The organism is Serratia sp. GW822-FHT06E05 (assembly GCF_058799445.1).
Window position 1 is genome coordinate 137,690 of record NZ_JBXALM010000007.1, and the last position, 13,312, is coordinate 151,001.

At 57.6% G+C, this 13,312-nt stretch carries 12 protein-coding genes; 7 read left to right on the forward strand and 5 right to left on the reverse strand.

Going from position 1 to position 13,312, the window contains the following annotated elements; genetic code table 11:
- Nucleotides 1–18: 18 nt before the first annotated feature.
- On the reverse strand, nt 19–1,404 hold the full coding sequence (gene cysS / locus AC1RKC_RS16920) for a cysteine--tRNA ligase (RefSeq protein ID WP_046374321.1): 1,386 nt from the start codon (nt 1,402–1,404) through the stop codon (nt 19–21).
- A 309-nt stretch (nt 1,405–1,713) separates the two neighbouring features.
- On the opposite strand from cysS, the gene ppiB reads away from it, so the two are divergent.
- The 4 genes from ppiB (at nt 1,714) to purK (ending at nt 4,696) form a co-directional block, all read left to right on the forward strand.
- Nucleotides 1,714–2,208 carry a peptidylprolyl isomerase B gene (gene ppiB / locus AC1RKC_RS16925; RefSeq protein ID WP_020825563.1) on the forward strand — a complete coding sequence of 165 codons (495 nt, stop codon included), beginning with the start codon at nt 1,714–1,716 and terminating at the stop codon, nt 2,206–2,208.
- A 10-nt stretch (nt 2,209–2,218) separates the two neighbouring features.
- Nucleotides 2,219–2,941: a UDP-2,3-diacylglucosamine diphosphatase gene (gene lpxH, locus AC1RKC_RS16930; RefSeq protein ID WP_198639715.1), complete on the forward strand. Its 723-nt coding sequence runs from the start codon at nt 2,219–2,221 to the stop codon at nt 2,939–2,941.
- Between the two features lie 166 nt (nt 2,942–3,107).
- On the forward strand, nt 3,108–3,632 hold the full coding sequence (gene purE, locus AC1RKC_RS16935; protein ID WP_261138672.1) for a 5-(carboxyamino)imidazole ribonucleotide mutase: 525 nt from the start codon (nt 3,108–3,110) through the stop codon (nt 3,630–3,632).
- Nucleotides 3,629–4,696: a 5-(carboxyamino)imidazole ribonucleotide synthase gene (purK, locus tag AC1RKC_RS16940; RefSeq protein WP_197820172.1), complete on the forward strand. Its 1,068-nt coding sequence runs from the start codon at nt 3,629–3,631 to the stop codon at nt 4,694–4,696. Before purE ends, purK begins: the two co-directional genes overlap by 4 nt.
- A 65-nt stretch (nt 4,697–4,761) precedes the next feature.
- Here purK and galE read toward each other — a convergent pair whose 3' ends face one another.
- The 4 genes from galE to ybbA all read right to left on the reverse strand — a co-directional run bounded on the left by galE (nt 4,762) and on the right by ybbA (nt 10,780).
- Entirely contained in the window at nt 4,762–5,778 is a 1,017-nt protein-coding gene (gene galE, locus AC1RKC_RS16945) for a UDP-glucose 4-epimerase GalE (protein WP_261138676.1), read from the reverse strand.
- 73 nt (nt 5,779–5,851) lie between these two features.
- On the reverse strand, nt 5,852–7,258 hold the full coding sequence (locus AC1RKC_RS16950; protein ID WP_020825558.1) for a sugar porter family MFS transporter: 1,407 nt from the start codon (nt 7,256–7,258) through the stop codon (nt 5,852–5,854).
- Nucleotides 7,259–7,664: 406 nt separating this feature from the next.
- Nucleotides 7,665–10,097 (reverse strand): putative ABC transporter permease subunit YbbP, encoded by a 2,433-nt coding sequence (ybbP, locus tag AC1RKC_RS16955; RefSeq protein WP_046374325.1) that lies wholly within the window; start codon nt 10,095–10,097, stop codon nt 7,665–7,667.
- Entirely contained in the window at nt 10,094–10,780 is a 687-nt protein-coding gene (gene ybbA, locus AC1RKC_RS16960; protein WP_116691039.1) for a putative ABC transporter ATP-binding protein YbbA, read from the reverse strand. Before ybbA ends, ybbP begins: the two co-directional genes overlap by 4 nt.
- Between ybbA and tesA the strand changes: the two genes are divergently transcribed.
- The 3 genes from tesA (at nt 10,751) to AC1RKC_RS16975 (ending at nt 13,124) form a co-directional block, all read left to right on the forward strand.
- A complete protein-coding gene (gene tesA / locus AC1RKC_RS16965) occupies nt 10,751–11,389 on the forward strand; it encodes a multifunctional acyl-CoA thioesterase I/protease I/lysophospholipase L1 (protein ID WP_044548763.1) in 639 nt (212 codons plus the stop codon). The genes ybbA and tesA overlap by 30 nt on opposite strands.
- 25 nt (nt 11,390–11,414) lie before the next feature.
- Complete coding sequence (locus AC1RKC_RS16970; protein WP_020825554.1) at nt 11,415–12,191, forward strand: SDR family oxidoreductase; 777 nt, start codon at nt 11,415–11,417, stop codon at nt 12,189–12,191.
- 78 nt (nt 12,192–12,269) lie between these two features.
- On the forward strand, nt 12,270–13,124 hold the full coding sequence (locus tag AC1RKC_RS16975; RefSeq protein WP_041414284.1) for a co-chaperone YbbN: 855 nt from the start codon (nt 12,270–12,272) through the stop codon (nt 13,122–13,124).
- The last annotated feature ends 188 nt before the right edge of the window (nt 13,125–13,312 follow it).

Here is a 13,312-nt window from a genome sequence, read left to right on the forward strand (position 1 = left end):
TTTGTAGCCTAAAGCGGATTACTTACGGCGCCAGGTGGTTCCCTGCGGGCCATCTTCCAGCACGATGTTCATCTCGTTCAAGCGATCGCGCGCGGCATCCGCCAACGCCCAATCTTTGGCTTTACGCGCATCGTTACGCTGCTTGATCAAGGCTTCGATCTCCGCCACTTCACCATCATCGACCTGTGCGCCGCTCTGCAGGAACTGTTCAGGTTCCTGCTGCAGCAGACCGAGCACCTTCGCCAGCTTGCGCAGCTCTGCAGCCATGCCGTTCGCCGCCGTCATGTCTTCAGCTTTCAGACGGTTAACCTCACGCGCCAAATCAAACAGCGCCGAGTAAGCTTCCGGCGTGTTGAAGTCGTCGTCCATGGCTTCACGGAAACGGGCTTCAAACACGTCGCCGCCGGCCGGTTGGGCGTTGGCATCTGTGCCACGCAGCGCAGTGTACAGGCGTTCCAGAGCGGTACGGGCCTGCTTCAGATTCTCTTCGCTATAGTTCAACTGGCTGCGATAGTGGCCGGACATCAGGAAGTAACGCACGGTTTCAGCGTCGTAGTAACCCAGTACGTCGCGAATAGTGAAGAAGTTATCCAGGGATTTCGACATTTTTTCTTTGTCGATCATCACCATGCCGGAATGCATCCAGTAATTGACGTACGGGCCGTCGTGGGCGCAGCTCGACTGGGCAATTTCGTTCTCGTGGTGCGGGAACATCAGATCGGAACCGCCACCGTGGATATCAAAATGGGTACCAAGCTGCTTGCAGTTCATGGCAGAACATTCAATGTGCCAACCCGGACGCCCTGCGCCCCAAGGCGACGCCCAGCTCGGTTCGCCCGGCTTGGACATCTTCCACAGCACGAAGTCCATCGGGTTGCGTTTCACGTCGTCGATTTCTACGCGCGCACCGGCCTGCAGCTGATCCAGATCCTGGCGTGACAGCAAACCGTATTGCGGATCGCTGTCGATGGAGAACATCACGTCGCCGTTGCTGGCCACATACGCGTGATCGCGATCGATCAGGCGCTGGGTGATCTCAATGATCTCGGCGATATGCTGGGTCGCACGCGGTTCAATGTCCGGGCGTTCGATCAGCAGAGAATCGAAGTCGGCGTGCATCTCCGCCAGCATGCGTGCGGTCAGTTGATCGCAGCTTTCGCCATTTTCAGTCGCGCGGCGGATAATTTTGTCGTCAACGTCGGTGACGTTACGCACATAGTTCAGCGAGTAGCCGAGATAGCGCAGATAACGTGCCACCACGTCGAAAGCAACGAAGGTACGCCCATGCCCGATATGACACAGGTCATAGATGGTTACCCCGCACACGTACATGCCCACTTTACCGGCATGAATGGGTTTAAATTCCTCTTTTTGACGACTCAGGGTATTAAAAATCTTTAGCATCGGGACATTCCGTGGTGTGCGTGATAACAAAAATGATAACCAGGGTTAAGGTTGTTCACCCAGCAGCGTATTGAAACCCGAAGCCTGATCTAATGCAAGGTTAAGGCCGCGCTTTGCTGAGCTCAGAGGTGGAAAACGGTGATAAATCAGCGATTGCCACTAATGTTATAATATAACAAGTCACCATTTACCACAGCCTGAGCACGGTTTAGCCGCTGCTGACTCATTACAGGAGATATGTTATAACGGCGGTCTGATAGTTCACTCGCTCCATGTGACATCTCACTTCATCTTGTTAGGACTAAAACTATGGTTACTTTCCACACTAATCACGGCGACATCGTTATCAACACCTTCGCGGACAAAGCACCGGTTACCGTTGAAAACTTCCTGAACTACTGCCGTGACGGTTTCTACAACAACACCATTTTCCACCGTGTTATCAATGGCTTCATGATTCAGGGCGGCGGTTTTGAGCCAGGTATGAGCCAGAAAGACACCAAAGCCACCATCAAGAACGAAGCCAACAACGGTCTGAAAAACACCATCGGTACCCTGGCAATGGCGCGTACCAACGATCCACACTCCGCGACCGCACAGTTCTTCATCAACGTAGCAGACAACGACTTCCTGAACTTCCGCGGCGAAAACGCCCAGGGTTGGGGCTACTGCGTGTTTGCTGAAGTGGTTGAAGGCATGGACGTGGTTAACAAGATCAAAGCCGTGAAAACTGGCCGCAGCGGCATGCACCAGGACGTACCGGTAGAAGACGTGATCGTCACCAGCGTTACCGTCAGCGAGTAATCGCAGCTGAATGAACACGCTGTTCATTGCAGATCTGCACTTAAGCGCACAGGAACCGGCAATTACTGCCGGTTTTCTGCGTTTTTTGCGGCAAGATGCCATACACGCCGAAGCCCTGTACATACTCGGCGATCTGTTCGAAGCCTGGATCGGCGATGACGATCCCGAACCGCTGCATGCTGAAATCGCCGCGGCGCTGAAGACGCTGCAACAGGCAGGCGTGCCCTGTTACTTTATCCACGGCAACCGTGATTTTCTGGTGGGCAAGCGCTATGCCCGTGCCAGCGGCATGCAACTGCTGCCGGAAGAAAAGGTGCTGGACCTGTATGGCCGCAAAATCCTGATCCTGCACGGTGACACGCTGTGTACCGACGATCAGGCCTACCAACAGTTCCGCCGAAAAGTGCACAACCCACTGATTCAAAAATTGTTCCTAGCAATGCCTTTACGCTGGCGCCTTAAGATCGCCGCTAAAATGCGTGCCCGCAGCCGGCAAAGCAACCAATACAAATCGGACGCCATCATGGACGTCAACCCGCAGGCGGTTGAGCAAACCATGCTGAACCACCAGGTTCACTGGATGATCCATGGCCACACGCATCGTCCGGCCGTGCATGAGCTGACGCTGAGCAACGGCAAAGCTCACCGTTTAGTGCTGGGTGCCTGGCATGAAGAAGGCTCGATGATCAAAGTCAGCGCCGACGCCGTCGAACTGATCCAATTCCCTTTCTAAGCTTCTGACTTCACGCGCGGGTATAAAAATTCGCGCTTTTGACGATCAAAACCGGCGACGCAACCGTTTTCCTTGCCGTTCGCTCATGGTATGCTCTACGCCCTCATTCGGCCTCCCGCCGCAGGCAATCGGCCGTCGTTTGTACAATTACAGGAGCCTTACACCCATGGGAGCCAACGCCGCTTCAGCCACTCACGCTGAGGTTAAAATCGCAATTGTAATGGGATCGAAAAGTGACTGGGCCGCCATGCAGTTTGCGGCCGAAGTCCTGACCTCACTCGACGTCCCGTTCCATGTCGAAGTCGTTTCCGCTCATCGCACGCCAGACAAGCTGTTCAGCTTTGCCGAACAGGCAAGCGCCAAGGGTATCGACGTGATCATTGCCGGTGCGGGCGGTGCTGCGCACCTGCCGGGCATGCTGGCGGCGAAAACCCTGGTGCCGGTGCTGGGTGTGCCGGTGCAAAGCGCTGCCTTGAGCGGCGTGGACAGCCTGTATTCCATCGTGCAAATGCCGCGCGGTATTCCGGTAGGCACCCTGGCGATCGGCAAGGCCGGCGCCGCCAATGCTGCACTGCTGGCAGCGCAAATTCTGGCGTTGCATGACGCTGAGTTGGCGCAACGCCTGGCCGATTGGCGTCAGGCGCAGACTGACGAGGTGCTGAATAACCCGGACCCGCGGGAGGAAGCATGAAGCCGGTTTGCGTACTGGGTAACGGTCAATTGGGGCGTATGCTGCGCCAGGCCGGTGAGCCGCTGGGGATCGCCGTCTATCCGGTTGGCCTCGACGCCGAGCCGGAAGCGGTACCTTATCAAAACAGCGTGATCACCGCCGAAATCGAGCGTTGGCCGGAAACCGCGCTGACGCGTGAGCTGGCGACCCACAACAGCTTCGTTAACCGCGATATTTTCCCCCGTCTGGCGGACCGCCTGACGCAAAAACAGTTACTCGATCAGCTCGGCCTGGCCACTGCCCCCTGGCAGTTGCTGACCGACGTCGCCGAGTGGCCGCAGGTTTTCGCGACCCTGGGCGAACTGGCTATCGTTAAACGTCGCGTCGGCGGTTACGACGGCCGGGGTCAGTGGCGTCTGCGCCCAGGTCAGGAAGCCGAACTGCCGGCCGATGCCTATGGCGAATGCATCGTCGAACAGGGGATTAACTTCTCCGGCGAGGTCTCATTGGTCGGCGCACGCGGACACGACGGTAAATCGGTGTTCTATCCGCTGACCCATAACCTGCATGAAGAAGGCATTCTGCGCACCAGCGTGGCGTTGCCGCAGCCCAATCCTGCGCTGCAACAGCAAGCTGAACAGATGCTGACGGCGATCCTTGATGAACTGAACTACGTCGGCGTCATGGCGATGGAGTGTTTTATCGTTGGCGATCGTCTGTTGATTAACGAACTGGCTCCTCGGGTACACAACAGCGGCCACTGGACGCAAAACGGCGCGTCTATCAGCCAGTTCGAACTGCACCTGCGTGCCATTCTCGCCCTGCCGCTGCCGAAGCCGGTCGTGAGCACCCCGTCGGTGATGGTCAACCTGATCGGTACCGCGGTAAATCAGCAGTGGCTGGCGTTACCGCTGGTGCATCTGCACTGGTACGAGAAAGAGGTGCGCGAGGGCCGCAAGGTTGGGCATCTCAACCTGAACGATCCCGACGCCGGTGCGTTGCAACAGGCATTGCAGGCTTTGGCACCGCTGTTACCGGCCGAATACCAAAGCGGTTTGGCCTGGGCGCAGCAAAAGCTGACTTAAGCGTTACGCCGCACTAAAAACAAAGGGTTCAGCAAGCTGAACCCTTTTTTACTGTCGATGAAAAACTATTGGCGGTAGCCCTGCGGGTTTTTACTTTGCCAGTTCCAGGTATCGCGCATCATCAGATCAAGGCCGCGTTGCACTTGCCAGCCCAGCTCCAGTTTCGCCAGGCTGGCATCGGCCCAGAAGGCAGGCAGATCGCCCGCACGGCGCGGTAAAATCTGGTAGGGAATGGTTACCCCCGAGGCTTTCTCAAAAGCCTGCACCATTTCCAACACCGAATACCCTACCCCCGAGCCCAAATTATAGGCTTTGAAACCGGCGATCTGTTTTAAGTGGTCCATCGCCGCCAGGTGGCCCTGAGCAACATCCATCACGTGAATGTAATCACGCACGCCGGTGCCGTCTTTGGTCGGGTAATCGCCGCCGAACACGCTCAGGCTTTCACGCTGGCCAATAGCGACCTGCGCGATATACGGCAGCAGGTTATTGGGAATGCCGCTGGGATCTTCACCAATCAGCCCCGACTCATGGGCGCCTACCGGGTTGAAGTAGCGTAGCGCGATAATCGAAAATGTCGGTTCGGCCTTGGCAAAATCTTGCAGGATCTGCTCCACCATCCATTTTGAGGTACCGTAAGGGCTGGTAGTGCCGCCAATCGGCATATCCTCGCGATAAGGCACCGGCGCATTTTCACCGTACACCGTGGCGGAGGAGCTAAAGATAAACCGGTGAACGCCGGCCTGACGCATCGCTTCCAGCAGTACCAACGTGCCCGTCACGTTGTTTTGATAATACTCCAGGGGTTTCTGGGTCGACTCCCCTACCGCCTTCAGACCGGCGAAGTGGATCACCGAAGCAATCTGCTGCTCGTTAAAGATCCGCTGCAAGCAGCCTGCGTCCTGTACATCACCCCGATAGAACTTTGCGGCTTTGCCCGTCAGCTGCGCTACGCGTCGCAAGGACTCCTCAGACGCATTGACCAAATTGTCCAGCACCACCACATCTTCACCCCGTTCCAGCAGCGCCAATACGGTGTGCGAACCAATGTATCCGGCACCGCCGGTCACCAAAATCGCCATAATATCCTCCTGTCGTCAGCATCTGGCGTTAACGCCAGATGCCTGAACGAATATCCTATGCCCAGCCTGTCGGCTAGCGCGAACCAATGTTGCGTAACGGTTTACCGGCCATCAGATTGCGTTCGATATGCTCCAGCGAGATATTTTTGGTTTCCGGAATCAACGCCAGCGTGATGAAGATAAATACCAGGTTAAGCGCTGCGTACACCCAGAAAGTGTGCGCGCTACCCAGCGAATTGAGCATGGTCAGGAACGTCGCCCCGACGATCATGTTGGCAATCCAGTTGGTGGCGGTAGAACAGGTTATGCCAAAATCGCGGCCTTTCAGCGGCTGGATCTCTGAACACAGCACCCAAATCAGCGGGCCGGCGCTCATGGCAAAACCGACAATAAACATCAGCAGCATGATGATGGCAAAGTATTGCTCGGCCGGCGAGGTCATGCCCACATTCATCATGGTCCCCAGCGCGCCCATGCCCACCGCCATGACGACAAAGCCCAGCGTCAGCGTCGGTTTGCGCCCCCAGCGGTCAACCAACCCGATGGCAATAAAGGTCGCCAGCACGTTAACCAGGCCGACAATCACCGTCCCCCACATCTGCTGTGCGGTACTGGCAAAGCCCGCCAGGCCAAAAATTTTCGGTGCGTAGTACATGATGACGTTCATCCCGGTGAACTGTTGCATCACCTGCAGCAGGACGCCAAGGAACACGGCGCGGCGGAAGTTTTTATTGTCTTTAAACAGCGCCCAGCCGCTCTGTTTCAGCTTAAGGCTTTCGCGAATTTCGTTCAGTTCGTGCTGCGCCTGAGCGCTGGTGTCACGCAGCTTTTCCAATACCTGGCGCGCCTGCTCATGGCGGTTGCGCGAAGCCAGCCAGCGCGGGCTATCCGGCAAGAAGAACACGCCGATCAACAGCAATACCGCAGGGATGGTGATCACGCCCAGCATCCAGCGCCAGGCGCCGGTATAGCTGAATGCGGTATCCGACAGGTAGGCCGCCAGAATGCCGATGGTAATCATCAACTGATACATCGAGATCATGCTGCCGCGAATTTTCTCCGGGGCAATTTCAGACAGATAAATCGGCGCGGTATAAGAAGCCACCCCCACCGCCAGCCCAAGCAGCACGCGAGAAATCAGCAAGATTTCCACGTTGGGAGCCGCTGCTGAGCACAGTGAACCAACGACAAACAACACGGCGCCAATCATCAGGCTGTATTTACGCCCGATACGGAAGTTCATCCAGCCACTCCCCACGGCGCCAACCGCCGCCCCAAACATCATTGAGCTGACCACCCACTCCTGCTGGGAGCTGGTGATGTTAAACGAGTCGGTGATAAACGGCAGAGCACCCGCAATAACCCCGATATCCAGACCGAATAGTAACCCAGCCAGTGCGGCCAGAAAACAGACGAAAAAAGTCATCCCTGCATTGCTCTGGCTCTTTTCAGCCGCCGACACTTTGACGGTAGTACTCATACAGCCTCCAAACGATAACGTGCTTAAGTTGCCCGTATGATAGGAGGCAATTCGCCAGAGAGAAGTGAGTGCGATCACATTAGTGGAAACGATTACATTTATTATTTGTTTAGATAAAAACAGAAACACAACCTTAAAACCAACACTTACCACTGATTTTAAAGGCTAAACATAAGCATTCATGCCCTAATATGGCGATGACAGCAATATCATTTTACCTTGGCCGCTCCCAATAAATTGAGTAACCCGAAGCAAAATTGTAACCGATTTCACTCAGGGTTCGGCCAAGAGAATGGCCGACAGATCAAGGCAGGGATTGAAAGCGGTAGTGTTAACGAGAAACGGGTCGTGCGGAGAGTAACGTCGACCGGCCCCTGACAATGGGCCGGTCGATAACCTGAAGGAACTAGCCGTCGTAGCTGCGGAACAGCGCCTGACCACGTAGCAAACGCACGCCCAGCCAACCGCCACACAGCGACAGCAACAGCGCGCTGAGCAACGGCAGTGCCCACCACAGCACCGGTGTCGGTGCCCACGGGAAGTCAAACACCTGGCTTTGCAACAGCCACAGTGCCGCCTCAGCGCCCACCGCAGCGGCGATGCCCGCCACCAGCCCCAGCAGGGCAAATTCACACCACAGCGTACTGCGCAACAGGCGCTTGCCTGCGCCCAGCGTGCGATACACCACCAACTCCTGACGTCGCTGACGCATCCCCACCTGCACCTGGGCCATCAGCAACAGGCCGCCACACAACACCACCAGCACCACCATCACTTCCAGTGCGCGGCTGACCTGCTGCAGCACGCCGCCCACCTGTTTGAGGATCGAGCCGATATCCAGCAGGCTGAGCGTCGGGAACTGACGGTTGAGCTGGGTTAACATCTGGCCGTCCCCGTCATAGCGGAAACTGGTGAGCCAGGTTTGCGGCTGACCGTCCAGCGCACCCGGCGGGAAGATAAAGTAAAAGTTCGGCTTCAGACTTTCCCAATCCACCTGCCGCAGGCTGGTCACCTTGGCGCTGAACGACTGGGTATCGCCACTGAAGGTCAGCGTATCGCCCAGCTTGATCTTGAGCCGCCCGGCAATACCCTGATCCATCGACACTTCGCCGGTCTTAGGCGGCCAACTGCCCGCCAGCAAAGGATTGTGCGCAGGCAAATCCGCCAGCCAGGTCAGGTTCAGTTCGCGATTCACCGCTTCACCGCCAGGATCGTCCTCGTGCACCCGTTCGGTCGCCACCTGCTGGTTAATCTCGGTCAGGCGAACACGGACAATCGGATAGTAGGTCTCAGGTGCAATTTGATGCTGTTGCAGGAAAGTCTTCACCTGCGGCACCTGCGCTTCGGTCAGGTTCAACAGGAAGTAGTTTGGGCTGTCCGGCGGCAGTTGTTGTTGCCAGCGTTCGAGCAGATCGCCACGCAACACCAGCAATAACGCCAACAGCATAAACGACAGCGAAAAGGCCGCCAGTTGGCTCACCGTCACCCAAGGCTGATGCAACAGACGGTTGACCGCCAGACGCAGCGCCAGGTTTTTAAGCGTAATACGACGCAGCAGCAGCAGGCTGCCCCAACCGATAGCGCCCAACAGCAAGGCCAGCACCAGAATACCGGCCAGGATCGACCACAGCAGCGTGCTGGCGCCCATCAGCGCGGTCAGCAACGCTACCACAATCACCGCCGTCACCGGCAGGAAGTAGCGCAGCGGCCAGACGTTAGCCACCACATCGCGGCGTAGCACCCGCAGCGGCTGAGTCGCCAACAGCTGCCGGTATGGCCGCAGCCCCACCAGCAGCGAAATCATCAGCAACGCGCCGATCGCCCACAGCCACGGCCAGGTCCCGGCGGCAGGCAGCTCCCCCGGCAACACCGGAGCCAGCAGACGGATCAACACCGCCTCAAATCCCAACCCGATAATCCCCCCGCATACCGCAGCCAGCAGGATCACCGCCAGCCACTGGCCGACAATCAGCTTACGCAACGCACTACGACCGGCACCCAGCGTTTTCAGCACCGCGATCAGATCGTAACGACTGCGGCAATAGTGGCTCATCGCCACCGCTACGGCGGCAATCGACAGCAGCAAAGTCAGCAATGCGGACAACAGCAAGAACTGCTGCGAACGCTGCAGCGATTTGCCTAATGCGCTGCCGGATTCCTGCAGTCCGAACCAGCGTTGATCCGGGCCGAGCTGCGGCGTCAGGCGATCTTCATAACGCTGAATATCCTGCGCAGCTCCGGCAAACATATAACGGTAGGTCAGGCGACTGCCCGGCTGCACAGCCCCGGTTTTATCCACATCCGCCAGATTGATCATGATACGCGGCGCGGTCTGGAACGGGTTAAAGCCGGAATCCGGCTCCTGAATGATTTCACCGGCAATACGCAGTTGGGTGTCGCCCACGTCCAACGTATCCCCCACCTTTACGTTCAACAGCGCCAGCAAACGCGGTGCGACCAATACGCTGCCCGGCGTCAGCTTGGCATTAGCCGGACGGGTCTCCAGCTTGCCGTACAGCGGATAGGCCAGATCGGTGGCCTTCACGTCCGCCAACTGCGGCCGGTCTCCGGCGTAGGTCATGGTGGTGAACGACAGCTGCCGGCTGACCTTCAGCCCCTGCTGCTGCGCATCCAGCAGCCAGCCTTCCGGTACCGGCCGGGCGCTGCGCAGCACACGATCACCGGCGATAAAATCGCGGCTCTGTTGGCTCAGGCCCTTGTCCATACGATCGCTGATGCTGCCCAATGCCAGTACGCAGGCCATCGACAGCGTCAGCGCCAGCCAAACGATCAGCAGCGACGGCGAGCGCCACTCGCGCCAGAACCAGCGCCAGATCATGCTTCCTCCCACAGCTTGCCTTCGCGCAGGCGCAGCCGCCGCTGGCAGCGCGCCGCCAGGGTTTCATCATGGGTGACCAGGATTAAGGTGGTGGAGAAATCGCGGTTGAGTGAAAACAGTAAATCGGCGATGCGCTCGCCGGTCTGGCGATCGAGATTGCCGGTCGGCTCATCGGCGAACAGCACCCGTGGCCGCCCGCTAAACGCCCGCGCCAGCGCCACCCGCTGCTGTTCGCCACCGGAGAGCTGCGCCGGCAAATGATCAAGGCGCTTGCCCAAACCCAACTGTTCCAACAGTTGCATCGCCTGCTCACGGCTCTGGCGGTCACTTTCACCGCGCAGCAGCGCCGGCAACTGCACGTTTTCCAGCGCATTGAGCGTCGGCACCAGCATAAATGATTGAAAGACAAAGCCGACATTTTTGGCACGCAGCGCGGCGCGGCCCTCTTCGTCCAGCGCGGTCAGCGATTCGCCCAACAAATGCACCTCCCCTTCGCTGCCGTCATCCAGCCCGGCGAGGATCCCCAGCAGCGTTGACTTGCCCGAACCGGACTCGCCAATCAGGGCAATTGTCTGCGCGGGTTTGACAACCAGCTCGACTCCGGTAAGGATGGAGAGCTGATGCTCACCCTGACCAACGTGTTTACTAAGATGATGAACTTCAAGAACGTTTTCCGCTGGCATCTTCCCTTCCTTTTGCTGTTGGGATTATTCAGTTTACGCGCTGTCGCCGCCGATACCCTGTTGATTTTAGGCGACAGTTTAAGCGCCGGTTATCGCTTGCCGGTGGCGCAGGCCTGGCCGACGCTGTTGGCCGATCAATGGCAGAAAAAGCCGGGCGATCCGCAACTGGTCAACGCCAGTATCAGCGGCGACACCGCTGCACAGGGGCTGGCCCGCCTGCCCGAATTGCTAAAACAGCACCAGCCGCGCTGGGTGCTGATTGAATTGGGCGCCAACGATGGTCTGCGAGGTTTCCCGGCACAGGACCTGCAGCGCGATCTCGGCCAAATCATCACCTTGGTACAGCAGGCCGGCGCACAGCCGCTGCTGATGCAGATCCGCATCCCGCCCAACTATGGCCGCCGTTATACCGAGGCCTTCAGCGCGGTTTACCCTCAGTTGGCCAAACAGTTCAACATTCCGCTGCTGCCGTTCTATATGGAACAGGTGGTGGTAAAAGCGGAATGGATGCAGGATGACGGATTGCATCCCAATAAGGATGCCCAACCGTTTATCGCCACCTGGATGGCGGAACGTCTGGAACCTCTAGTAAAACATGAGTCTAACTAAATAGCGTTGTACACTAGGTAAAGTTATGCAAAAAGCAGTGTTGATAACCGGCTGTTCCAGCGGGATTGGATTGATTGCAGCACAGGATCTGCGTAACCGTGGCTACCGCGTGCTGGCCGCCTGCCGCAAACCGCAGGACGTGGAAAACATGCGCCAGCTTGGGCTGGAAGGCATTGAGCTGGATCTGGACGACAGCGCCAGCGTCGAACGTGCCGCCGCACAGGTGATCGAACTGACCGACAATCGGCTGTACGGCCTGTTCAACAACGGCGGCTTTGGCGTTTATGGGCCGCTGAGCAGCATTTCGCGCCAGCAGCTGGAACGCCAATTCGCCACCAACCTGTTTGGCACCCATCAGTTAACCCAGTTGCTGTTGCCGGCGATGCTGCCGCACGGCGAGGGGCGCATTATTCAGACCAGTTCGGTGATGGGGCTGGTTTCCAGCGCCGGACGCGGTGCCTATGCCGCCAGCAAGTTTGCGCTGGAAGCCTGGTCCGATGCTCTGCGTATGGAGCTGCACGGTACCGGCATTCAGGTCAGCCTGATTGAGCCCGGCCCCATCTCCACCCACTTTACCCAGAACGTCAATCAGGCGCAGAGCGACAAACCGGTGCATAACCCCGGTATTGCCAAGCGCCTGACGCTGCCGCCGGAAGCCATTTTGCCCAAATTGCGCCACGCGCTGGAAAGTCCAAGGGCTAAACTGCGTTACCCGGTGACCCTGCTGGCGCACGCGCTCAGCGTATTGCGTCGCATCCTGCCGGGCCGCTGCCTGGACTGGCTGCTGCGCAGCAACGGTTAATTGGGTCGGCGGGGTTGAAGAACGCCACTCCGCCCCCATTTAAAAGCCAATGGCTCCGCAAGATCAGAGAGAAAATACATGCTAGCTCAAGCTGTTGTTGATATTAACGAAACTAACCTGCACCAGACGCTGGAACAGTCAATGTCCCTGCCGGTGGTGTTCTACTTCTGGTCGGATCGCAGCCAACACTGTCTGCAGCTCACCCCGATACTGGACAAACTGGCGGCGGAATATGCCGGTCAGTTCGTGCTGGCAAAAGTGGATTGCGACGCCGAACAGGCCATCGCGGCCCAGTTTGGCCTGCGTTCTTTGCCGACGGTGTACCTGTTCAAAGACGGCCAGCCGGTCGACGGATTCCAGGGCCCGCAGCCGGAAGAGATGATCCGCGAATTCCTGCAGCGTTTCCTGCCCAAAGAAGAAGATTTGAAGCTGGCGCAGGCGACTGAATTGCTGGCCGAAGGCAATGCCACTGAGGCGTTACCGCTGTTGAAAGACGCCTGGCAAGCCAGCCAGCAACGCAGCGATATTGGCCTGACACTGGCAGAAACCCAGATAGCGCTGAACCGCACTGAAGATGCCGAAACCGTGCTGGCGACCATTCCGCTGCAGGATCGTGATACCCGCTATCAGGGTCTGGTGGCGCAGATTGAGCTGCTGAAGCAGGCTGCCGACACGCCGGAAATTCAACAGTTGCAACAGCAGGTGGAACAGCAACCGGAGAACGTCGATTTAGCCGTGCAGCTGGCGCTGCAACTGCATCAGGTCGGGCGTAATGAAGAAGCGCTGGAGCTGCTGATGGGGCATCTGAAGAAAGATCTCGCCGCCGCCAATGGCAACGCGCGCAAGACGCTGATGGATATTCTGGCCGCGCTGGGCACCGGTGACGCATTAGCAGCTAAATACCGCCGTCAGTTGTATTCATTACTGTATTAATACCCGTCATACTTGAAGCTGCATCTGTGTTGGCTGCGTTTGCTCACCCCAGTCACTTACTTAAGTAAGCTCCTGGGGACTTACAAACTTGCCGCCGTGATGCAACTCCAATTATTTAGGGTATGGCCTTAGTTATTTGGGACAGATCCCCAATGGATTTCCCGCCACATCTAGGCGGCAAACGCGAG